The sequence below is a fragment of the Streptomyces sp. 7R007 genome, assembly GCF_054850255.1.
The window spans coordinates 149,232-168,717 of the sequence record NZ_JBTWMV010000004.1 but is presented as its reverse complement, the minus strand read 5'-3'; the positions used below and the strand labels follow the sequence as shown (position 1 = coordinate 168,717).

The 19,486-nt window shown below is 71.8% G+C and carries 24 protein-coding genes and 1 pseudogene; 19 read left to right on the top strand and 6 right to left on the bottom strand.

Annotated elements, in window-relative coordinates; translation table 11 throughout:
• Positions 1-52 precede the first annotated feature (52 nt).
• Genes sufD through ACYF6T_RS07505 form a run of 6 tightly spaced genes read left to right on the top strand, consistent with a single transcriptional unit; the run spans position 53 to position 4,395 of the window.
• On the top strand, positions 53-1,237 hold the full coding sequence (sufD, locus tag ACYF6T_RS07530) for a Fe-S cluster assembly protein SufD (RefSeq protein ID WP_461694472.1): 1,185 nt from the start codon (positions 53-55) through the stop codon (positions 1,235-1,237).
• The gene (locus ACYF6T_RS07525) at positions 1,234-1,554 is read left to right on the top strand and encodes a bifunctional 3-phenylpropionate/cinnamic acid dioxygenase ferredoxin subunit (RefSeq protein WP_461694470.1); all 321 of its coding nucleotides are present in this window, start codon (positions 1,234-1,236) and stop codon (positions 1,552-1,554) included. Before sufD ends, ACYF6T_RS07525 begins: the two co-directional genes overlap by 4 nt.
• An 8-nt stretch (positions 1,555-1,562) precedes the next feature.
• Positions 1,563-2,327 (top strand): Fe-S cluster assembly ATPase SufC, encoded by a 765-nt coding sequence (gene sufC, locus ACYF6T_RS07520; RefSeq protein ID WP_461694468.1) that lies wholly within the window; start codon positions 1,563-1,565, stop codon positions 2,325-2,327.
• Positions 2,324-3,580 carry a cysteine desulfurase gene (locus ACYF6T_RS07515; protein ID WP_461694466.1) on the top strand — a complete coding sequence of 419 codons (1,257 nt, stop codon included), beginning with the start codon at positions 2,324-2,326 and terminating at the stop codon, positions 3,578-3,580. Before sufC ends, ACYF6T_RS07515 begins: the two co-directional genes overlap by 4 nt.
• Positions 3,581-3,598: 18 nt before the next feature.
• A complete protein-coding gene (gene sufU, locus ACYF6T_RS07510) occupies positions 3,599-4,066 on the top strand; it encodes a Fe-S cluster assembly sulfur transfer protein SufU (protein WP_461694464.1) in 468 nt (155 codons plus the stop codon).
• Positions 4,063-4,395, top strand: a complete 333-nt coding sequence (locus ACYF6T_RS07505; RefSeq protein WP_461694462.1) for a metal-sulfur cluster assembly factor — start codon at positions 4,063-4,065, stop codon at positions 4,393-4,395. The genes sufU and ACYF6T_RS07505 overlap by 4 nt, the downstream gene beginning before the upstream one ends.
• 53 nt (positions 4,396-4,448) lie before the next feature.
• Here the strand turns inward: ACYF6T_RS07505 and ACYF6T_RS07500 are convergent, their stop codons facing one another.
• On the bottom strand, positions 4,449-5,051 hold the full coding sequence (locus ACYF6T_RS07500) for an AbfB domain-containing protein (protein WP_461694460.1): 603 nt from the start codon (positions 5,049-5,051) through the stop codon (positions 4,449-4,451).
• Here ACYF6T_RS07500 and ACYF6T_RS07495 point away from each other — a divergent pair.
• The 4 genes from ACYF6T_RS07495 (at position 5,026) to ACYF6T_RS07480 (ending at position 7,408) form a co-directional block, all read left to right on the top strand.
• Positions 5,026-5,331: a hypothetical protein gene (locus ACYF6T_RS07495; RefSeq protein ID WP_461694458.1), complete on the top strand. Its 306-nt coding sequence runs from the start codon at positions 5,026-5,028 to the stop codon at positions 5,329-5,331. The genes ACYF6T_RS07500 and ACYF6T_RS07495 overlap by 26 nt on opposite strands.
• A gap of 118 nt (positions 5,332-5,449) precedes the next feature.
• Positions 5,450-6,466, top strand: coding sequence for a sulfotransferase family protein (locus ACYF6T_RS07490; protein WP_461694456.1), 1,017 nt, complete (start codon positions 5,450-5,452; stop codon positions 6,464-6,466).
• Between the two features lie 61 nt (positions 6,467-6,527).
• The gene (locus ACYF6T_RS07485; protein ID WP_461694454.1) at positions 6,528-6,848 is read left to right on the top strand and encodes a DMT family transporter; all 321 of its coding nucleotides are present in this window, start codon (positions 6,528-6,530) and stop codon (positions 6,846-6,848) included.
• A complete protein-coding gene (locus tag ACYF6T_RS07480) occupies positions 6,848-7,408 on the top strand; it encodes a TetR/AcrR family transcriptional regulator (RefSeq protein ID WP_461694452.1) in 561 nt (186 codons plus the stop codon). Before ACYF6T_RS07485 ends, ACYF6T_RS07480 begins: the two co-directional genes overlap by 1 nt.
• A gap of 3 nt (positions 7,409-7,411) precedes the next feature.
• Here the strand turns inward: ACYF6T_RS07480 and ACYF6T_RS07475 are convergent, their stop codons facing one another.
• Positions 7,412-8,293 carry a winged helix-turn-helix transcriptional regulator gene (locus ACYF6T_RS07475; protein WP_461694450.1) on the bottom strand — a complete coding sequence of 294 codons (882 nt, stop codon included), beginning with the start codon at positions 8,291-8,293 and terminating at the stop codon, positions 7,412-7,414.
• Positions 8,294-8,422: 129 nt separating this feature from the next.
• Between ACYF6T_RS07475 and ACYF6T_RS07470 the strand changes: the two genes are divergently transcribed.
• Positions 8,423-9,685 (top strand): MFS transporter, encoded by a 1,263-nt coding sequence (locus ACYF6T_RS07470; RefSeq protein WP_461694448.1) that lies wholly within the window; start codon positions 8,423-8,425, stop codon positions 9,683-9,685.
• 95 nt (positions 9,686-9,780) lie between these two features.
• Positions 9,781-10,770, top strand: coding sequence for a 2,3,4,5-tetrahydropyridine-2,6-dicarboxylate N-succinyltransferase (gene dapD / locus ACYF6T_RS07465; RefSeq protein ID WP_461694446.1), 990 nt, complete (start codon positions 9,781-9,783; stop codon positions 10,768-10,770).
• Positions 10,771-10,847: 77 nt separating this feature from the next.
• Here the strand turns inward: dapD and ACYF6T_RS07460 are convergent.
• A pseudogene (locus tag ACYF6T_RS07460) lies at positions 10,848-11,240 on the bottom strand (hypothetical protein); the annotation flags it as partial.
• Positions 11,241-11,282: 42 nt separating this feature from the next.
• Positions 11,283-12,197, bottom strand: coding sequence for a 4-hydroxy-tetrahydrodipicolinate synthase (gene dapA, locus ACYF6T_RS07455; protein WP_461694444.1), 915 nt, complete (start codon positions 12,195-12,197; stop codon positions 11,283-11,285).
• Positions 12,198-12,358: 161 nt separating this feature from the next.
• On the opposite strand from dapA, the gene ACYF6T_RS07450 reads away from it, so the two are divergent.
• Genes ACYF6T_RS07450 through ACYF6T_RS07435 form a run of 4 tightly spaced genes read left to right on the top strand, consistent with a single transcriptional unit; the run spans position 12,359 to position 14,145 of the window.
• The gene (locus ACYF6T_RS07450) at positions 12,359-12,508 is read left to right on the top strand and encodes a hypothetical protein (protein WP_461694442.1); all 150 of its coding nucleotides are present in this window, start codon (positions 12,359-12,361) and stop codon (positions 12,506-12,508) included.
• Positions 12,505-13,176: a hypothetical protein gene (locus ACYF6T_RS07445; protein ID WP_461694440.1), complete on the top strand. Its 672-nt coding sequence runs from the start codon at positions 12,505-12,507 to the stop codon at positions 13,174-13,176. Before ACYF6T_RS07450 ends, ACYF6T_RS07445 begins: the two co-directional genes overlap by 4 nt.
• A 58-nt stretch (positions 13,177-13,234) precedes the next feature.
• A complete protein-coding gene (locus tag ACYF6T_RS07440) occupies positions 13,235-13,654 on the top strand; it encodes a phage holin family protein (RefSeq protein ID WP_461694438.1) in 420 nt (139 codons plus the stop codon).
• The gene (locus tag ACYF6T_RS07435) at positions 13,651-14,145 is read left to right on the top strand and encodes a DUF3618 domain-containing protein (RefSeq protein WP_461694436.1); all 495 of its coding nucleotides are present in this window, start codon (positions 13,651-13,653) and stop codon (positions 14,143-14,145) included. Before ACYF6T_RS07440 ends, ACYF6T_RS07435 begins: the two co-directional genes overlap by 4 nt.
• Positions 14,146-14,279: 134 nt before the next feature.
• Here the strand turns inward: ACYF6T_RS07435 and ACYF6T_RS07430 are convergent, their stop codons facing one another.
• Positions 14,280-15,272, bottom strand: coding sequence for a YihY/virulence factor BrkB family protein (locus tag ACYF6T_RS07430; RefSeq protein ID WP_461694434.1), 993 nt, complete (start codon positions 15,270-15,272; stop codon positions 14,280-14,282).
• Between the two features lie 151 nt (positions 15,273-15,423).
• Between ACYF6T_RS07430 and ACYF6T_RS07425 the strand changes: the two genes are divergently transcribed.
• The 3 genes from ACYF6T_RS07425 to ACYF6T_RS07415 all read left to right on the top strand — a co-directional run bounded on the left by ACYF6T_RS07425 (position 15,424) and on the right by ACYF6T_RS07415 (position 17,585).
• Positions 15,424-16,128, top strand: a complete 705-nt coding sequence (locus ACYF6T_RS07425) for an antibiotic biosynthesis monooxygenase (RefSeq protein ID WP_461694432.1) — start codon at positions 15,424-15,426, stop codon at positions 16,126-16,128.
• Positions 16,129-16,195: 67 nt separating this feature from the next.
• The gene (locus tag ACYF6T_RS07420) at positions 16,196-16,837 is read left to right on the top strand and encodes an ArsR/SmtB family transcription factor (protein WP_461694430.1); all 642 of its coding nucleotides are present in this window, start codon (positions 16,196-16,198) and stop codon (positions 16,835-16,837) included.
• 13 nt (positions 16,838-16,850) lie between these two features.
• Positions 16,851-17,585: an SRPBCC family protein gene (locus ACYF6T_RS07415; protein ID WP_461694428.1), complete on the top strand. Its 735-nt coding sequence runs from the start codon at positions 16,851-16,853 to the stop codon at positions 17,583-17,585.
• A gap of 11 nt (positions 17,586-17,596) precedes the next feature.
• On the opposite strand, the gene ACYF6T_RS07410 is transcribed toward ACYF6T_RS07415, so the two are convergent.
• Positions 17,597-19,423, bottom strand: a complete 1,827-nt coding sequence (locus ACYF6T_RS07410; protein WP_461694426.1) for an endonuclease/exonuclease/phosphatase family protein — start codon at positions 19,421-19,423, stop codon at positions 17,597-17,599.
• Positions 19,424-19,486: the final 63 nt, after the last annotated feature.

The following is a 19,486-nucleotide window of genomic DNA, read 5'->3' as shown; positions in this document are numbered from 1 at the left end:
CACGCGGTCCCGTCCAGCCCTTACGTTACGGAAAGCGAGCATTACGACAGCCATGGCTGAGGCCCAGAACATCCCGGTCGGTTCCACGACCGCCGGCTCGATCGCGGTCGCCGCCGAGTCGACCGTCGCCACGCGCATGAGCGCGCCCCCCTCCTTCGACGTGGCGGACTTCCCGGTCCCGCACGGCCGCGAGGAGGAGTGGCGGTTCACCCCGCTGGAGCGCCTGCGCGGTCTGCACGACGGCACCGCCGTCGCGACCGGCGAGGGCGTCAAGGTCGAGGTGGAGGCCCCCGAGGGCGTCACCGTCGAGACCGTCGGCCGCGACGACGCGCGGCTCGGCAGGGCGGGCACCCCGGTGGACCGCGTCGCCGCGCAGGCGTACTCCGCGTTCGAGAAGGCCGGCGTGGTCACCGTCCCCAAGGAGACGGTCCTCACCGAGCCCATCCGGATCGCCGTGCACGGCGAGGGCGGCACCGCCTTCGGCCACCAGGTGATCGAGCTGGGCGCCTTCGCCGAGGCCGTCGTCGTCATCGACCACACCGGTGACGCGGTGCTCGCCGCCAACGTCGACTACGTCCTGGGCGACGGCGCCAAGCTGACCGTCGTCTCCGTCCAGGACTGGGACGACAAGGCCGTCCACGTCGCCCAGCACAACGCCCTGGTCGGCCGGGACGCGTCCTTCAAGTCGGTGGTCGTCACCTTCGGCGGCGACGTCGTACGGCTGCACCCGCGCGTCTCCTACGCCGGCACCGGCGGCGAGGCCGAGCTGTACGGCCTGTACTTCACCGACGCCGGCCAGCACCAGGAGCACCGCCTCCTGGTCGACCACAACACCCCGCACTGCAAGTCGAACGTCGCCTACAAGGGTGCGCTCCAGGGCGACGACGCGCACGCGGTGTGGATCGGCGACGTGCTGATCGAGGCCAAGGCCGAGGGCACGGACACGTACGAGATGAACCGCAACCTCGTCCTGACGGACGGTGCCCGGGTCGACTCCGTGCCGAACCTGGAGATCGAGACCGGCGAGATCGTCGGCGCCGGGCACGCCAGCGCCACCGGCCGCTTCGACGACGAGCAGCTCTTCTACCTGATGGCCCGCGGCATCCCGGAGTACGAGGCCCGCCGCCTCGTCGTCCGGGGCTTCTTCGCCGAGCTGGTCCAGCAGATCGGTGTCCCGGACATCGAGGAGCGCCTGCTCGCCAAGATCGAAGAGGAGCTGGAGGCGTCGGTCGCATGACCACCTTCGTCCGCGCCTGTGCGCTGAGCGAGCTGGAGGAGGACACCCCGAAGCGGGTGGAACTCGACGGCACGCCCGTCTCGGTCGTGCAGACCGAGGGCGAGGTCTTCGCGATCCACGACATCTGCTCGCACGCGAACGTCTCGCTCTCCGAGGGCGAGGTGGAGGACTGCCAGATCGAGTGCTGGCTGCACGGCTCCAGCTTCGACCTGCGCACCGGCAAGCCGTCCGGCCTCCCCGCGACGCGCCCCGTCCCCGTATACCCCGTAAAGATCGAAGGGGACGACGTGCTCGTCTCCGTCACCCAGGAGTCCTGAGGCTACCCATGGCAACGCTTGAAATCCGAGACCTGCGCGTCACCGTCGAGGCCGACAACGCCACGAAGGAGATCCTCAAGGGCGTCGACCTGACCGTGAAGCAGGGCGAGACGCACGCCATCATGGGCCCCAACGGCTCCGGCAAGTCGACCCTCGCCTACTCCCTCGCGGGCCACCCCAAGTACACGATCACCGGCGGCACGGTCACCCTCGACGGCGAGGACGTCCTGGAGATGTCCGTCGACGAGCGCGCCCGCGCCGGCCTGTTCCTGGCGATGCAGTACCCGGTCGAGGTCCCCGGCGTCTCGGTCTCCAACTTCCTGCGCACCTCGGCCACCGCCATCCGCGGCGAGGCCCCCAAGCTGCGCACCTGGGTGAAGGAGGTCAAGGAGGCCATGGAGCGCCTCCACATGGACCCCTCCTTCGCCGAGCGCAACGTCAACGAGGGCTTCTCCGGCGGTGAGAAGAAGCGCCACGAGATCCTCCAGCTCGAACTGCTCAAGCCGAAGATCGCCATCCTCGACGAGACCGACTCCGGGCTCGACGTCGACGCCCTGCGCGTCGTCTCCGAGGGCGTCAACCGCGTCCGCGAGTCCGGCGAGGTCGGCACCCTGCTGATCACGCACTACACGCGCATCCTGCGCTACATCAAGCCCGACCACGTCCACGTCTTCGCGGGCGGCCGCATCGTGGAGTCCGGCGGCGCCGAGCTCGCCGACAAGCTGGAGAACGAGGGCTACGAGGCTTACACGAAGGGCGGCGCATCCGAGTGACACAGTTGCCGGGCCTCCTCGACACCGAGGCGATCCGCAAGGACTTCCCGATCCTGGACCGCCTGGTCCATGACGACCGGAAGCTCGTCTACCTGGACAACGCGGCGACCTCGCAGAAGCCGCGCCAGGTGCTGGACGCCCTCGGCGAGTACTACGAGCGCTACAACGCCAACGTCCACCGCGGTGTGCATGTGCTCGCCGAGGAGGCCACGGCGCTGTACGAGGGCGCGCGTGACAAGGTCGCCGAGTTCGTCAACGCGCCCTCGCGCGACGAGGTGATCTTCACCAAGAACGCCTCCGAGTCGCTCAACCTCGTGGCCAACATGCTCGGCTGGGCCGACGAGCCCTACCGGGTGGACGCCGAGACCGAGATCGTCATCACGGAGATGGAGCACCACTCCAACATCGTGCCGTGGCAGCTGCTCGCGCAGCGCACGGGCGCGAAGCTGAAGTGGTTCGGGCTGACCGACGACGGCCGCCTCGACCTGTCCGACATCGACGAGGTCATCACCGAGAAGACGAAGATCGTCTCCTTCGTGCTGGTCTCCAACATCCTGGGCACGGTCAACCCGGTCGAGACGATCATCCGGCGCGCCCAGGAGGTCGGCGCCCTCGTCTGCATCGACGCCTCCCAGGCCGCCCCGCACATGCCGCTGGACGTGCAGGCCCTCCAGGCCGACTTCGTGGCCTTCACCGGCCACAAGATGTGCGGCCCGACCGGCATCGGCGTCCTGTGGGGCCGCCAGGAGCTGCTGGAGGACCTGCCGCCGTTCCTGGGCGGCGGCGAGATGATCGAGACCGTGTCGATGCACTCGTCGACGTACGCGCCGGCGCCGCACAAGTTCGAGGCGGGCACCCCGCCGATCGCGCAGGCCGTCGGTCTGGGCGCGGCGATCGACTACCTCAACTCGATCGGCATGGACAAGATCCTCGCCCACGAGCACGCGCTGACCGACTACGCGGTCCGGCGGCTGGCGGAGGTCCCCGACCTGAAGATCATCGGCCCGACGACGGCCGAGGACCGGGGCGCGGCGATCTCCTTCACGCTCGGCGACATCCACCCCCACGACGTGGGCCAGGTCCTCGACGAGCAGGGCATCGCGGTCCGGGTCGGCCACCACTGCGCCCGCCCCGTCTGCCTGCGCTACGGAATTCCTGCGACCACGCGAGCGTCGTTCTATCTGTACTCCACGCCGGCGGAGATCGACGCGTTGGTCGACGGCCTGGAGCACGTTCGGAACTTCTTCGGCTGAAGGGCGTGAGCTGAGACCGTGAAGCTGGACTCGATGTACCAGGAAGTCATCCTGGACCACTACAAGAACCCGCACGGGCGTGGTCTCCGGGACGGCGACGCCGAGGTACACCACGTGAACCCGACGTGCGGCGACGAGATCACCCTCCGCGTGAAGTACGACGGCACGACGATCGAGGACGTGTCGTACGAGGGCCAGGGCTGCTCGATCAGCCAGGCCAGCGCCTCCGTCCTCAACGAGCTGCTGGTCGGCAAGGATCTGTCGGAAGCGCAGAAGGTCCAGGAGACCTTCCTGGAGCTGATGCAGTCCAAGGGCCGGATCGAGCCGGACGACGCGATGGAGGAGGTGCTGGAGGACGCGGTCGCGTTCGCCGGTGTCTCCAAGTACCCGGCGCGGGTGAAGTGCGCCCTCCTGAGCTGGATGGCGTGGAAGGACGCGACGGCCCAGGCACTGGGTGGCGCCGACGCCGAAAGGAAGACGGCATGACCGACACCGTGGAGATGAAGCCGGCCTCGGAGGAGGAGCTCCGCGAGGCCCTGATGGACGTCGTCGACCCCGAGCTGGGCATCGACGTCGTCAACCTCGGCCTGATCTACGGCATCCACATCGACGACTCGAACGTGGCGACCGTGGACATGACCCTGACCTCGGCGGCCTGCCCGCTCACGGACGTCATCGAGGACCAGGCCAAGTCCGCCACCGACGGCCTGGTCAGCGAGCTGCGCATCAACTGGGTGTGGATGCCGCCGTGGGGCCCCGACAAGATCACGGACGACGGCCGCGAACAGCTGCGCGCACTGGGCTTCAACGTCTGACGGACCGCGTACGGAAGCGGCGGCACCCCGAGGAGTGCCGCCGCTTCGTGCTGTCAGGCCGGCCCGTCGACCAGACGGAACGCCGAGTCCTGGCGGTAGAGGTCGCTGTTCTGGTACGGGTCCAGCTTCAGCTGGAAGTTCTGGTGGCGGAGGTAGCGGCCGGGGTAGTTGACCGACTCCAGCATGATCGCGCCCGGGACGGAGGAGGCGCGGGGGCAGAACGTGGCGTCCTGTCCGAAGAGGGCCGAGCCGTCGTTCCGTTCGTCGCGCAGCAGGAAGTCGCGGTGGCGCAGGTACGTCCCGTCATGGGTCGCGAAGGAGTAACACGAGGCGTCGGCCAGGCCCTTGACCAGCTTGAAGGTGGAGTCCTCGCGCGCCTGCGAGCCGCCGACCGGGTCGAGCTTGACGTAGTCGCCGCTGACGTGCCAGTAGCGGTCCGGGTAGTTCACCGAGCGCACCGACTTCCAAGTGGTCGCCGGCCGGGACGAACCCGGCTTGGCGGACGAGGACTTGGCGGGGGTCGCGGCCGGTGCGGAGGCCGAGCCCTGGGGGTGGGGTTCGGTCGGCGTGGGGTGGGCGGAGGGCTTCGCCGCTTGGCTCCGGTGCGCGGCCGCCGTGGTCCGGGACGGCGTGGCGAACGAGATCAGCCCCGGCACGGTCGCCTCCGGCGAGGCCGGCGGCGCACTCGACGACCTGTCAACCGGCCTGTCGTTCACGGCGATCGTCGTCACGCAGGCGACGACGGTGGCCACGGCGAGGAACCCCGCCAGCCAGAGCCGCCGTGTACCCGGTGCCCGGGAGGAGTCCGGCGACCAGCCGTTCTCCCACGGTTGGTCCGCAGAGGGCCGGGACTTGTTATCTGGCATGCGCTGTTCGTTCCTTCAGCGGCGCAGCACGGCGACCCACGGCCGCGGCGGCGATGACCCGGGTGTGTGAACGGTGGAACACTAGTGGAGTCCGTGGCGGTGGAGCAGCCGTTTCAGCGAGCGGTTTCCATATCGTGTTCTCAGCGCGGGCCCAGCCGCGTCTCATGTGCTCCCGGCAGCGTGGCGCCGTGGCCACTACTGCACCGACCTCCGTACGACCCCTGTTCGTCCTGGGCTGCCCCCGCTCCGGCACCACCCTGCTGCAGCTGATGCTGCACGCCCACCCGCGCATCGCCCTGCCGCCCGAGACCCGCTTCGTGCTGCCCGCCTACGAGAGACGGCTGAGCTTCGGCGACCTCAGGGACGCCGGCAACCGGGCCCGGCTGGCCCGGTGGATCACCGGCCGCAAGGAGACCCGCTTCCACGAACTGGGGCTGGACGCCGGCCGGGTCGCCGAGCGGATCGCGGACGGCCCGCCGACGCTGGGCTCGGCGCTGGGGATCACGCTCAAGTCGTACGCCGACAGCCACGGCAAGGTGCGCTGGGGCGACAAACGGCCGGCGTACGCCCTGCATGTCGAGGAGATCCTGCGGCTGTTCCCCACCGCGCAGTTCGTGCACCTTGTCCGCGACGGCCGGGACTGCGTCGCCTCGCTGCTCGGCATGCCCTGGTGGCACCGCGGCTTCCACGAGGCCGTCGCCACCTGGGCGCAGGTCATGGACGTCACCCGCCGCTACGCCCGCGCACTCGGCTCCGGCACCTGGCACGAACTGCGCTACGAGGACCTCCTCGCCGACCCTGAGCCGCGCCTGCGCGAGCTGTGCGCCTACCTCGGCGAGGAGTACGCCGCCGAGATGACCGAGCCGTACCGCCTGGCCCCCGCCGCGGTGCCCGCCCGCAAGACCTGGCACCGCCGCACCCACGGCGCGCTGGACGCCTCCCGGGCGGGCAGCTGGCAGCAGCGGCTGACGCCGGATCAGATACGGCTGTGCGAGGCGGTGTTGGGGGACCGGCTGGCCGGCCACGGCTACGAGCTCTCCGGCGCCGTCCGCCCCGACCCCGCCGAACTCCTGCGCTACCGCCGCGTGTCGGCCCTGCGCCGCGCCGCCCACACCAAGCGCCGGCTGGCGGACCGGTGGACACGGGTGCGCGAGCCGGGGCCGGTGGCGGCGCACCCGGTCGTCGCCGCGGCGGCCGGGGCGTGATCCCGCGCGGTCGTGCACGGGGTTGTGTACGGTCGTACACACCATGCGTACACTCGTACACATGGGATACCTCTTGCTCGGCGCGGCCATCGCCGCCGAGGTGGGCGCCACGACCGCCATGAAGTACAGCGACGGCTTCAGCAGGCTGGTGCCCTCGCTGCTGACCGTGCTCGGCTACGTCGTCTCCTTCGTGCTGCTCGCCCAGACGCTGAAGAGCGTCCAGGTCGGCACGGCCTACGCCATCTGGTCCGGCGTCGGCACCGCGGCCATCGCCACCATCGGCATGCTCTTCCTCGGTGAGGGGATGACGGTCGCCAAGGCCGCGGGGATGGCGCTGATCATCATCGGTGTGGTCGTGCTCAATCTGGGGGGCGCGCACTGATGCCCCGGCGCTACGACCCCGACCGGCGCCAACGGATCATCGACGCGGCGATCCGGGTGGTGGCGCGCAACGGCCTGGCCGGGCTCAGCCACCGCTCGGTCGCCGCCGAGGCCGATGTGCCGCTCGGCTCGACGACGTACCACTTCACGACCCTCGACGAGCTGATGGTCGCCGCGCTGCGGCAGGCCAGCGAGGGTTTCGCCAAGGTGCTCGCCTCCCGGGGCCGCTTGGCCGGTCCGTGCCCGGACCTCGCCGCCGAACTCGCCGGCTGCATCGGCGAGTGGCTCGCGGGCGACCCGACGGGCGTGGAGCTGGAGTACGAGCTCTACCTGGCCGCCCTGCGCCGACCCGCCCTGCGGCCCGTGGCGGCCGAGTGGGCCGACGACGTCGCCGCGCTGATCGCCCGGCACACCGACCCGGTGACGGCACGGGCGCTGGTCGCGCTGCTGGACGGGATCTGTCTTCAGGTGCTGCTGACCGGGGTGCCGTACGACGAGGAGTACGCGCGGGAGATGCTGGCGCGGGTGCTGGCCGGTGCCGCCACGGCGCACGGCGGGTGACGGCTACGACGCCAGGCGGGTGACGGCGTCGAGGGCCGCCTCGACGCTCGCCGTGATGTCCGTGACCGGGTACTGCACGTCCCGCACCACCCGCTCCCGGTCCACGACGAGGGTCAGCCGCTTGAGCCGGCTCGTGCCCGCCGCGCGGAACGTCGGCAGGCGCAGCGCGGCGATCAGCGACAGGCCGGCGTCGGACAGGAGGCGGAAGCCGAGCCGCTCCTTGTCCGCGAACGCCCGCTGCTCGTCCGGGCGTTGGGTGGAGACGCCGTGCACCGTGGCGCCCGCCGCGGTGAAGCCGGCCAGGCGGTCGCGGTAGGTGCAGGACTCCAGGGTGCAGCCCGGCGTGCCGGGGATCTCCGACCAGCCCGGGGGGTACGCCTCGGCGCGGGCGTAGGCCCCGGGGAAGCAGTACAGCACGGTGTACGGCGTGTCCGGGGCGACGGGGTCACGCAACTCCCCGCTCTGGTCCACGAGTTGCAGCTCCGGGACCCGCGTGCCGAGCAGGTCGTGCACGCGCCGGGCCTCCGCGGACGCCTCCGGCGCCGTGGCCGTCGTGCCCCCGTCGCCCAGCACCCAGGCGTCGCCCCAGTCCTGGAGGGCGACCAGGACGGGCAGCAGGGCGCGGCCACGGGGGGTGAGCCGGTACTCGTACCGCGTCGGGCGCTCCTGGTACGGCACCCGGGTGACCACGTCGGCCTCCACGAGCAGGCGCAGGCGTTCGGTCAACACCTTGCGGGACACGCCGAGTTCGCGTTGCAGGTCGTCGAAGCGGTGCACTCCGCGGGCGGTGTCGCGCACGATCAGCAGGGTCCACCAGTCGCCGACGACGTCCAGGGCCTGTGCGATGGCGCAGGAGGAGTCCTCCAGGCTGGTGCGTCGGGCCATCGCCGTCTCCTTTCCCGCCGTGCTCGCCGCCGGTCCCGTTGACCCGAGGCTGTCATGCGTCCATAGTAAGTTCCCAAAAGGAACTCACAGGGTGCCGGGCGGATCCGGTCCAGGGTTGGGGGGAGACGCATGCGGGCGCTGCGGGAGGTGCCGCGGACGGTCTGGCTGCTGGCGTGCGGCACGTTCGTGAACATGGTCGTGAGCGTGAGCTTCGCCTACACCTTCCTCTACCTGACCGGGCCCCGCGGGCTGGCCACCGGCGCGGCGGGGCTGCTCAGCGGGATCGCGGGGGTCGGGCTGGTCGCCGGGAACTTCACGGGGGGCTGGTTCGGGGACCGGTTCGGGCACCGGCGGGTGCTGCTGGCGGCGGCCGGGGTGTCCGGGCTGGTGCTGGCGGCCGTCCCGGTGCTGCCGACGGGGGCGCTGTTCGTCGCGCTGCCCCTGTCGCAGTACGCCTCGGGGGTGCAGCGGGCCGCCAACTCCGCGCTGGTCGCGGTGATCGTCCCCGAGGGGGCGCGGCGGCAGGCGTTCGCGGTGATGCGGTCGGCGTCCAACGGGGGGTTCACGGTGGGGCCGGTGCTCGGGGCGTTCGTGGCCACGCGGTTCTCCTACGACTGGCTGTACGTGGCGGAGGGGCTGGGCAGCGTCGGGCTGGTGTGCTGGACGGCCCGGGTGGTGCCGGCGCGGGGTGCGGCGCGGCGGAGCGCTGGGCGGGGGGACGGCGGGGCGCGGCGGGTGTGGCCGGAGCTGCGGGCCCGGCCGGGGGTGCTCGTGCTGCTGCCGGCGATCGTCGTCATCGACGTCGTCTACCGGCAGCAGTACTCCACCTTCCCGGTGTTCCTCGCGGACCACGGGATGGACGCGCGGGTGTACGGGGCGCTGCTCGCGGTCAACGGCGGTGTGCTGCTGTGCCTGGAGCTGCCGCTGGCCGTGCTGCTGCGGCGGCGCTCGCCGCTGCGGATGGTGGGGGCCGGGCTGGTGCTGGTCGCGGCGGGCTACGGGGTGCTGCTCCTCGGGGCGGGGATCGGGGCGGCGGTGGTGATGATGGCGCTGCTGACCGTGGGGGAGGCGCTGTACAAGACGACGGCCACGGCGTACGTCGCCGACCAGGCGCCAAAGGGGGCGCAGGGGCGGTTCCAGTCGCTGTACGCCGGGGCTTCGATCAGCGGGATGGTCCTGGCGGCGCCGCTGGGCGGGGCCGTGTACGAGGCCGCGCCGGCGGTGTTGTGGCCGTTGTGCGTGGGGCTGGGGCTGGCGGCCGGGGGTGCGGTGCTGGGCGTCTCCCGCCCCCGCGGCCACTCCCGGTCCCCGGCGCCGGCCGCGAAGGGGCCCTGCCCGCAAACGCCGGACGGGCGGGAGAACGGGAGGCCCACCGGGGAGGTGGTCGCGTGAGACGACGCCGTCCTTCCCAGCCCGTCCCGCTCGCCACCTGAGACACCGCCCCCGCTGGTTAGCCTCCGCAGGCCCTGGATGGTTAGGTTGCCCTCATGAGCGACACGACTGCACCCAGCACCACCGGGGCGGTGGCCGCCGGCCTCGCCACGATCGCCTCCGACGGGACCGTTCTCGACACGTGGTTCCCCGCGCCCGAGCTGGCCGCCGAGCCCGGGCCGTCCGGCACCGAGCGGCTGTCGGCCGAGCGGGCCGTGGAACTGCTCGGCGAGGGCGCCGTGCAGGCGGTCGGGCCGGACGCGCGCCGGGTCGTCGAGGTGGTCGCGGTCCGTACGGTCATCGCGTCGCTGGACGAGAAGCCGATCGACGCGCACGACGTGTACCTGCGCCTCCACCTGCTCTCGCACCGGCTGGTCCGGCCGCACGGCCAGAGCCTCGACGGCATGTTCGGCTTCCTCGCCAACGTCGCCTGGACCTCCCTCGGCCCCGTCGCCGTCGACGACGTCGAGAAGGTGCGGCTCAACGCGCGCGCCGAGGGCCTGCACCTCCAGGTGACGTCCATCGACAAGTTCCCGCGCATGACGGACTACGTGGCGCCCAAGGGCGTGCGGATCGCCGACGCCGACCGGGTGCGGCTGGGCGCGCACCTCGCCGAGGGCACGACCGTCATGCACGAGGGCTTCGTCAACTTCAACGCCGGCACGCTCGGCACGTCGATGGTCGAGGGCCGCATCTCGGCGGGGGTCGTGGTCGGCGACGGTTCCGACATCGGCGGCGGCGCCTCCACCATGGGCACGCTGTCCGGCGGCGGCAACGTCATCATCTCCATCGGCGAGCGCTGCCTCATCGGCGCCGAGGCCGGCGTCGGCATCGCCCTGGGCGACGAGTGCGTGGTCGAGGCGGGGCTGTACATCACGGCCGGCACCCGCGTCACCATGCCCGACGGCCAGATCGTCAAGGCCCGCGAGCTGTCCGGCGCCTCCAACATCCTCTTCCGCCGCAACTCGGTCACCGGCACGGTGGAGGCCCGCCCGAACAACGCGGTCTGGGGCGGCCTGAACGAGATCCTGCACAGCCACAACTGACGGCTCCCACCGGGTCCTTGCGGCGCCGGGCGCCCTTCCGCCGAGCGACGGGAGGGCGCCTCGTCGCGTCTCGTCCGTCATGGCTGGGGCAGCGTCGCGGCGAAGCGCGCCAGGGCCGCGAAGTCGCCCTGCCGCAGGCCCAGTCGTGGGCTCACCTGGTGCAGGAGCGCCGGGGCGGGGTGGTGGGCGGTCACGTACTCCTCGTCCGCCGCGGTCTGTTCGTCGTCCACCCACGCGAACGGGCGCCCCCGCGCGTACGCCACGATCGCCTCCGTCTTCCAGTGCACCCCGTCGGGGCGGACCGCGAACAGGCCGGCGCCGAAGTCGACGTACGGCAGCTCGGGCAGGCCGACGACGGGGGCGATCCAGCGGTTGGCGGCGTCCATCCACGTGGTCGCCCAGCACAGTTCGTAGTCGAGGGCGAGCAGGGCCGGGCCGTGGGACGGGTTGAGCCAGACGCGCAGGGGGCGGGTCACGCCGACAACGTACGGCAAGCGGCGGGGCGGCGCCGGTCAGGCGGTGGTCGTGAGGGCCTCGTACGCCGCCAGCAGGCCCGTCACTGTTTCGGGGGCGGCGGGCAGCAGGGGGGCGCGGACCGGGCCCGCGGGCAGGCCCAGTGCGTTGAGGAGGGCCTTGACCGTGACCGTGCCGGGCAGGCCGGCGCACATCACCAGCTCGACGAGGCGGGTGGCGCGCTGCTGGCGGCGGGCCGCCTCCGCCGTGTCCCCCGCGTCGAACGCGTCCAGGACGGCGCGGAGCGGGGTGGGGACGACGTTCGCGACCGTGCTGACGTAGCCCGCGCCGCCGACCGCGTAGAGGGCGAGGTTGTGCTCGTCGCAGCCGGCGTAGTACGCCAACTCCGTCTGGGCGAGCACCTTCTGGGCGGCCAGGAAGTCGTAGGAGCAGTCCTTGACCGCGACGATGCGCGGGTGCTCGGCGAGGCGGATCATGGTGTCGGGCTCGATGCGGGTGCCGGTGCGACCGGGGATGTCGTAGAGCGCGACCGGCAGTCCGGACGCGTCCGCGATCTCACGGAAGTGCGCCTCCAGCGCCTCCTGCGGCGGCTTGCTGTAGTACGGGCTGACCACCAACAGGCCGTCCGCGCCCGCCTTTTCGGCCTCCTGGGCGAGTTCGACGGTGTGCCGGGTGTCGAAGGTGCCCACGCCCGCGACGATCGACGCCCGCGCACCCACCGCCTCCCGCACCGCCGTGACGAGCGCCGCCTTCTCGGCGTCCGTCGTGGTCGGCGACTCACCCGTCGTGCCGCTCAGCACCAGTCCGTCGCACCCTCGCGACACCAGATGGTCGGCGAGCCGCTGAGCGCCGTCGAGATCGAGCGCGCCCTCCTCGGTGAAGGGGGTGACCATCGCGCACAGGGCCTTGCCGAAGGGGGCGGCGGTGGATGCGGAGGCGGTGGCTGTCGTCATGGGAGTAGTCTCGGCGGAACGATCGTGTAGCTCCACTTAATTTCTCTACGAGGTATCCGTAAGGGATGCTGAAGAGTTATCTCCCTGGCCCTGTGTCCAAAACGGTCCTTCATGGGTCACCATGGTCAAGACGGTCACCGGCAACGGTCATGGGAGGCGTCATGAAACTCGGCAGGGCACTGGCCACGGGGGTCGCGGAGGAGCGGCCGCAGACGCAGACGGACGACCTGGAACTTCCCGAAGACGTCTTTGAGGAGTCTGAGGAGATCGCGGAAGCGGCCGTCCCCGAAGAGGTCCCGGCGACGCGATGAGACTGCGGCTTCCGGAGGAACGCCCGACGGAGCCGCCGACCGGATACAAGATCGCCCACCCGGTGCTGTCCCAGGACGGCACCCGGGCCGGGTTCACCGGTGTGTCGCTGGGCGGCGCGCTGCCGTACGGAGTGGTGGCCGACGCGTCCTGCGTCTACGGCCTGCGCCACCGCGTACCGCACCGCCGCTGCGACTGCGGCTTCCACTGCGTGCACGACCGCGCGGCGGCCGAGGCGCTGCTGTGCACGGCCGAGCACCGGACGGCCCTCCTGCTCGAGGTCTCCGTGCTCGGGCGTTACATCCGCTTCGAGCGCGGCTTCCGCTGTGCCCGCCAGCGGGTGCGCACCGCCACCGCCGGCCCCTGCGCCTGCGGCGCGGTCGCCGCCGCGCTGGCCGACGCCGGCTGGGGCCGGCCCGGCTGGCGTGCGCTGGCGCCCTCGTGCGCGGGCTGTGTGCGCGGGCGTACGTCGGTGTCGCTCACCGCCTTCGCCCGGCTGGCCGGGGACGGCCTGAGGGTGCTGGCGGCCACCGGTCCCGGCCTGCCCGGGGAGCTCCCGCAGGGCGAGCTGGGCGTGCCCGAACTCACCGCCGAGGCAGCCCTGTTGCAGGCCCGCCTCGACTGGTTCCAGACCCAGCTGGCCCGGCTGGGCGAGCGCGGGCAGGGGTAGTCGGAGCCGGTCAGGGTACCCGGCTGGTCGTCAAGGAGGACGAGAGGAGGCGGACACCGTGACCGGGACCACGCGGAGCCGGCCCGTGGCCGACGAGCACCACTCGGTGGGCGAGCTGGTCGGCCAGGCCACCGAACAGCTCTCCCGACTCGTACGACAGGAAGTGGCCCTCGCCAAGGAGGAGCTCGCCGCCAAGGGCCGGCGTGCCGGCCGCGGCGGCGGACTGCTCGGCGCGGCGGGAGCGTTCGCCTACGCCGGTCTGCTCGCCCTGGCCGGCACGGCGATCGCCGCCCTCTCGCTGACGCTGTCCGTCTGGGCCGCGGCGCTGATCGTGACGGCGGTGCTGTTCGTGATCGCCGGGGTGCTGGGCGCCGCCGGCCGGTCCCAGCTGCGCCGGGCCACACCCCCCACGCCCGAGGAGGCCCTCGGCAGCGTACGGGCCGACGTCGAGGAGATCAGGGAAAGGGCACACCGATGACGGAGAAGTCGGCGGGGCGCACCGGCGTCAAGGGCCCCGAGGAGCTGCGGCGCCAGATCGAACGGACGCGCAGCGAACTCGGGGACACGGTCGAGGAGTTGGCAGGAAAGATGGATGTGAAGGGCCGCGCGCGGGCCCGGGCGGCGGATCTGCGGGACAAGGCGGGCGCGATGACCGTGCAGCTGCGCAGCACCGCGGCGCAGGCGGGCCACACGGTGCAGGAACGGGCCGCACACGCCGGTCACACGGTGCAGGAGCGGGCCGCGAAGGCCGGCCACACGGTGCAGGAGCGGGCCACGAAGGCCGGGCACACCGCCCAGAGCCGGGCGCTGGGGACGGGGCACGCCCTCGAACGCAGGGCGGAACACGGCATGCCCTGGCCCGCCCGCCCGGTCGTCCAGGCGGCGGTACGGCATCCCCGCCCGGCACTGGTCATCGGCGCGACGCTGGCGGCGGTGGTCGTGGTGGCGTGGAGGTATCCCAAGAGGTAAGGGCTGCGGAAGGCCCGAAGGCAAGGGCCGCTCTGTAGGGCGGCTGTAGGGCAGCGAGACGCCGGACCAGCCGGAGTGACCGGTGGTCCGGCGTCTTGGTGCGGTTCCGGCGTCCTGGTGCGGTCAGGGTGCGCTCAGGCGCTCCCCGCCGGTCCCGCCCGGTCCGCCGCCCGCCTGCCCAGGGCCGCCCGCCACTTCGGCGGCCACTTCCGCGTGTCCCGGGGCTCCACGTACGGCTCGTCCCCCGGCCCGAGCCCCTCGCAGGTGACCGCCCGCTCGCGCACCAGCTCCGCGTCGAACTCCAGCCCCAGCAGAATCGCCAGGTTGGACAGCCACAGCCACACCAGGAACACGATCGCGCCCGACAGCGTCCCGTACGTCTTGTTGTACGACCCGAAGTTGGCCGCGTACACCGCGAACCCCCCGGACGCCGCCAGCCAGATCAGCGTGGCCAGGAAGCTGCCGGGGCTGATCCAACGGAACCCGCGGCCACGGACGTTGGGCGCCGCCCAGTACAGCAGCCCGATCATCACCATCACCAGGAGCAGCAGCACCGGCCACTTCGCCACGCCCCACACCGTGATCGCCACGTGCCCCAGCCCGATGGCGGTGCCCGCCCGTTCGGCGAGCGGCCCGGTGAACACGACGATGACCGCGCTCGCCGCCAGCAGCACCATCAGCGCCACCGTCAGCGCCAGCCTCAGCGGCGTCAGCTTCCACACCGGCCGCCCCTCCGGCAGGTCGTACACCGCGTTGGACGTGCGGATGAAGGCGGCCACGTACCCGGACGCCGACCACAGCGCGGCCAGCAGTCCCACCACGGCCAGCACGCTCCCCGTACCGCCGGTGTCGCTCAGCTGCGTCACGGCGTCCCGCAGGATGTCGCGGGCGGGCCCGGGCGTCAGGTCGCCGATGTTGTCGAGGATCTTGTCCGTGGCGCGTCGCCCCACCACGCCCAGCAGCGACACCAGCACCAGCAGCGCGGGAAACAGCGACAGCACGCCGTAGTACGTCAACGCCGCCGCGCGGTCGGCGAGTTCGTCGTCCAGCAGTTCCTTCGCCGTCCGCCGTATCACCGCCCGCCAGGATCGCGCGGGCAATCGGGTGGGACTCGCCTTCTCCTCCATGACCAGCGGGTCTCCCGAACGGACCGCGCGAATCGCGAACTTGACCTGAATCTTGGTTGAGGTTGAAGGCTGGTCGTACGGACACCGGCCCAAGTCGCCGGTGGACGACGACAGATGATCACCGACGAGCAGACGATCACGGGAGACACGTATGACCCGCCGAACGCCCGCCCACCCCGACCTGACCCGTCCCGACGCCGCCGCCCCCTTCTTCAGCACCTGGCGCGTCGGCACCCCCGAACGGCAGCGGCAGACCGTCGAGGCGATCGCGCGCACCTGGGAGCGCCGACCCTGGCCCGCCCCCGGTCTGCTCGGCTACCACGTCTACACCGGCCACGACGGCTCCACCCTGCTCCACCACTCGCAGTGGACGAGCGAGCAGGCCTACGAAGCCTTCGTGAAGACGCACCGGCAGGAGCGGGTCGACGAGATCGACACCGCCGTGCCCGGCATCGAGCGGCTCGGCCTCGGTCGGTACCGGCGCCACCGCAGCCGGCAGCGGGCCGCCGGGGACGGGCGCGTCCCGGGCCTGATCGTGGTCGTGCGGATCGACTTCGAGCCGGACGCCGCCGACCGCCGTACCGCCTGGGCCGACGAGGTGCTGGCCGCCCTCGACACCGACCCGGAGGCCCGGCCCGGCCTGATCTCCGCCCACTTCCACCTGAGCACCGACGGCACCCACGTCCTCAACTACGCCGAATGGGAGAGCGCCCGCTCCTACGACGACGTCCTGGCCGCCCCCGGAGAGGGGATCGGCACGCCCACCAAGCGGTGGGAGCGGGTGCGCACGTACCCCGGCGTGAAGGGCTTCGCGCCGAGCCGGTACGAGCACGCGCTCGGTCTGGTGCCGGACTGAGGAAGCCTCCCGGACCGAATACTCGAATCGTCTGGACAAAAAAAGTTTTCGGTGAGACGGTGGACGCATGCTGGACGTGACCGTGATCGAGGACCCCGAGGCCGCCGCCGTCTCCCTGGACCCCATCCGGGCCAGGCTGCTCGCCGAGCTGGCCGCCGGACCCGCCTCGGCGGCGATGCTCGCCGGCCAGGTGGGGCTGCCGCGGCAGAAGGTGAACTACCACCTCAAGGCACTGGAGCGGCACGGCCTGGTCGAGCTGGCCGGCGAGCGCCGCAAGGGCAACGTCACCGAGCGGCTGATGCGGGCGACGGCGGCGTCGTACGTCATCTCGCCGCTCGCGCTGGCCTCCGTGCAGCCGGACCCGGACCGCTTCCGCGACCAGCTGTCGGCCCGCTGGCTCCTCGCCCTCGGCGCCCGCCTGGTGCGTGACGTCGGCTCGCTGATCACCGGCGCGGCCAAGGCCCGCAAGGGACTGGCCACGTACGCGCTGGACGGCGAGGTCCGCTTCGCCTCGGCCGCCGAACGGGCCGCGTTCGTCCAGGAGTTGACGGCCGGAGTCAGCGCGCTGATCCGCAAGTACGACGCCCCGGACGCCGAGGGCGGCCGTGACCACCGGATCGTCGTGGCCGTCCACCCCACGCTGAAGCAGACCGAGTCGACACAGACCGAGTCGACACAGAGCCAGTTGACGCAGACCGAGTCGGAGTAGTCAGGAGCCCGCCATGTCCAAGGAATTCGAGATCGCCCGCCAGTTCGAGGTCGACGCCACCCCGGAGCAGGTGTGGGAGGCGATCACCACCGGAACCGGCGGATATCTGTGGCCGATGGAGCCGCCGGAGCCCAGGGCCGGCGGCAAGGGGCCCTTCGGGTCCACGGTCACCGCCTGGGACCCGCCGCACCGCTACACCAACCGCGTCGAGGACGTCGAGGGCATCTCCCAACAGACCCTCAACCAGCTCGACTACACGATCGAGCCCCGCGACGAGGGGCGGCGCGCCTGGGTGCGCTACGTGCACAGCGGCATCTTCGTCGACGACTGGGACAACCAGTACGACGGCGCCGCCAAGCACACCGACTTCTATCTGCACACCCTGCGCGAGTACCTGGTCCACTTCGCGCCCCGCCCGGCCGCCTTCGCCACCTTCGACGGCCCCGAGGCGTCGAAGGCCGCCGACGCCCTCGCCGTCGTCGGACGGGCGCTCGGGGTCGGCGAGGACGTGGCCGCCGGCACGCGGCTGACGGTCACCGGGCCCGACGCGTTCGAGGCCGTGGTCGACTACCGCGACCCGTACTTCATCGGGCTGCGCACCGACCGGGGCCTCACCCGTGTCTTCGGGCGCAACCACTGGGGGCACCCGGTCGGCATCTCCCTGCACGACTTCGCGCCGGACGCCGACATCAAGGAGTGCGAGAGCGCCTGGCAGGGCTGGCTGAACGGCGTGTTCAACCAGCCCTGACCCGGCGGGCGTTACGGGTGGAAGCGCAGCACCTGCGGGTCGTGGTCGCTGATCTGGTCGCTGAACTCCGAGTTGATGTGCACGCTGTCGTAATCGACGTCGCAGCCGCGCCGGATCGCCGGGCTGATCAGGATCTGGTCCAGGACCTGCTCGTTGCCCTGGTAGTCGTAGGTGTAACGCTCGTTCCTGGGCAGCGACTTGATCGCCGACCACAGCTCGCCGTCGCCCTCAAGGATCTTCGCGGTGCCGGAGAACTCGAAGTCGTTCATGTCGCCGAGGGCGACGACGTCCGCGTTCTTCTGCACGTCGAGGATGTCCTTGACGAAGGCGTTGACCGCCGTCGCCTGGGCGTGCCGCTGCGTCTCCGAGCTGCGCGTCGGGGGCTGGTACTGCGAGGTCAGCCCCTGGTCGCCGCCCTTGGAGACCAGGTGGTTGGCGATCACGAAGACCGTGCGGCCCCGGAAGACGAACTCGCCGACCAGCGGCTTGCGGCTGGAGTTCCAGGCCGCGTTGGCCGGGTCGATGCGGCCGGGGGAGACCGTCAGGGCCGCCTTGCCGTGCTCCCTGGTGACGCCGACCGCGGTGGTGGAGTCGCCGCCCGCGCGGTCGGTGAAGGAGACCCGCTCCGGGTTGAACAGGAACACCTGGCGGATGTTGCCGCCCGGCTCGCCGCCGTCCTGGTCGTTGACCGGGTTGATCGAGCGCCAGTCGTAGCGGGGACCGCCCGCGGCGACGATCGCGTCGATCAGCTTGTTCACCGTGACGTCTGCGTCGACGACCCCGTCGTCCGTGGCGCCGTCGTTGTCCTGGATCTCCTCCAGGGACACGATGTCGGGCGACTGCAGGTTGTTCACGATCGCGGAGGCGTGCGCGGCGAAGGTGCCGTCGGACGGGTCGAGGTTCTCGACGTTGTACGTCGCGACCGCCAGCTCGCCGTTCCTCTGCTTCTGGGTCGTCTCGCGCTGCAGACCGCCGCTCTGGAGCGTGCCCAGCCGGTTGGCGACGAGGGTGTAGCCGCCGTACTGGTTGTAGTCCATCGGGCCGGTGGTGGTGCCGGTGAGGGAGTCGCCGACGTTCGCCACCGGGAAGTCGGCGGTCGCGCCCAGCGACTGGATCTGCAGCCGGCCGGTGTTCTGTGCGTCGTAGGAGCCGTAGACCGAGCCGCCGCGGCGGCTGGCGTGCTCGTGCGGCTTCACCGTGACCCACAGCTCGTAGTACGGGTCGGAGGCCGTCACCACGCGGACGTCGGCGACCTGGACGTTCATGCCCTCCAGGGACTCGTAGTAGTCCAGGGCGTACGTCGACGGCTGGAGCGTCAGGCCGTTGACCGAGCCGCCGGCGGCGGTGTCGCCGGCCGGGGTGTAGGCGTCCGGCACCGACTTCGCGTCGATCACGACCGGGGCCGGGACCGCGTTGCCGGTGGAGACGGTGGTGATCGTCGGCTTGCTGATCTCGGTCAGCGACTGGTTGCCGGTCGAGGCGCCGCCGGGCACGTACTCCGAGACCGTGCCGGAGACGGTCACCGAGTCGCCGACGGCCACCTTCGGGGTGGAGCTGGTGAAGACGAAGACGCCTTCGCTGGTGGCCGGGTTGTCGTCCGGGGTCGGATCCTGGATCCAGAAACCTCTGGACGACCCGTAGGTGCGCACGCCGGTGACGATGCCGGGCACGTCCGTGACCTTCTGGCCGGCGTACGGGGATATGCGGGTGGTCCCCTGGATGTCGTGGATGCGCACCGCGGCGGCGTGCGCGGGCGAGGTCAGGACGACGGCGGAGGCCGCGGAACAGACGGCGGCGACGGTGAGCGCGGCGAGACGCGCGGACTTCTTGCTCGGCAACGGGATCCCTCCGGGGACGTGCGTGGGCGCCGGGACGAGGGTGGTGCGTGGTCGGGCGGCGGC

Bases quoted from the DNA above. Each gene is read 5' to 3' on its own strand.
- ACYF6T_RS07475 (WP_461694450.1), bottom strand. From the start codon at position 8,293: ATGGCCCGACGCACCAGCCTGGAGGACTCCTCCTGCGCCATCGCACAG.
- ACYF6T_RS07505 (WP_461694462.1), top strand. From the start codon at position 4,063: ATGACCGACACCGTGGAGATGAAGCCGGCCTCGGAGGAGGAGCTCCGC.
- ACYF6T_RS07435 (WP_461694436.1), top strand. From the start codon at position 13,651: ATGACGGAGAAGTCGGCGGGGCGCACCGGCGTCAAGGGCCCCGAGGAG.
- dapA (WP_461694444.1), bottom strand. From the start codon at position 12,197: ATGACGACAGCCACCGCCTCCGCATCCACCGCCGCCCCCTTCGGCAAG.
- ACYF6T_RS07430 (WP_461694434.1), bottom strand. From the start codon at position 15,272: ATGGAGGAGAAGGCGAGTCCCACCCGATTGCCCGCGCGATCCTGGCGG.
- dapD (WP_461694446.1), top strand. From the start codon at position 9,781: ATGAGCGACACGACTGCACCCAGCACCACCGGGGCGGTGGCCGCCGGC.
- ACYF6T_RS07470 (WP_461694448.1), top strand. From the start codon at position 8,423: ATGCGGGCGCTGCGGGAGGTGCCGCGGACGGTCTGGCTGCTGGCGTGC.
- ACYF6T_RS07420 (WP_461694430.1), top strand. From the start codon at position 16,196: ATGCTGGACGTGACCGTGATCGAGGACCCCGAGGCCGCCGCCGTCTCC.
- ACYF6T_RS07425 (WP_461694432.1), top strand. From the start codon at position 15,424: ATGACCCGCCGAACGCCCGCCCACCCCGACCTGACCCGTCCCGACGCC.
- sufC (WP_461694468.1), top strand. From the start codon at position 1,563: ATGGCAACGCTTGAAATCCGAGACCTGCGCGTCACCGTCGAGGCCGAC.
- ACYF6T_RS07415 (WP_461694428.1), top strand. From the start codon at position 16,851: ATGTCCAAGGAATTCGAGATCGCCCGCCAGTTCGAGGTCGACGCCACC.
- sufD (WP_461694472.1), top strand. From the start codon at position 53: ATGGCTGAGGCCCAGAACATCCCGGTCGGTTCCACGACCGCCGGCTCG.
- ACYF6T_RS07480 (WP_461694452.1), top strand. From the start codon at position 6,848: ATGCCCCGGCGCTACGACCCCGACCGGCGCCAACGGATCATCGACGCG.
- ACYF6T_RS07525 (WP_461694470.1), top strand. From the start codon at position 1,234: ATGACCACCTTCGTCCGCGCCTGTGCGCTGAGCGAGCTGGAGGAGGAC.
- ACYF6T_RS07485 (WP_461694454.1), top strand. From the start codon at position 6,528: ATGGGATACCTCTTGCTCGGCGCGGCCATCGCCGCCGAGGTGGGCGCC.
- ACYF6T_RS07445 (WP_461694440.1), top strand. From the start codon at position 12,505: ATGAGACTGCGGCTTCCGGAGGAACGCCCGACGGAGCCGCCGACCGGA.
- ACYF6T_RS07450 (WP_461694442.1), top strand. From the start codon at position 12,359: ATGAAACTCGGCAGGGCACTGGCCACGGGGGTCGCGGAGGAGCGGCCG.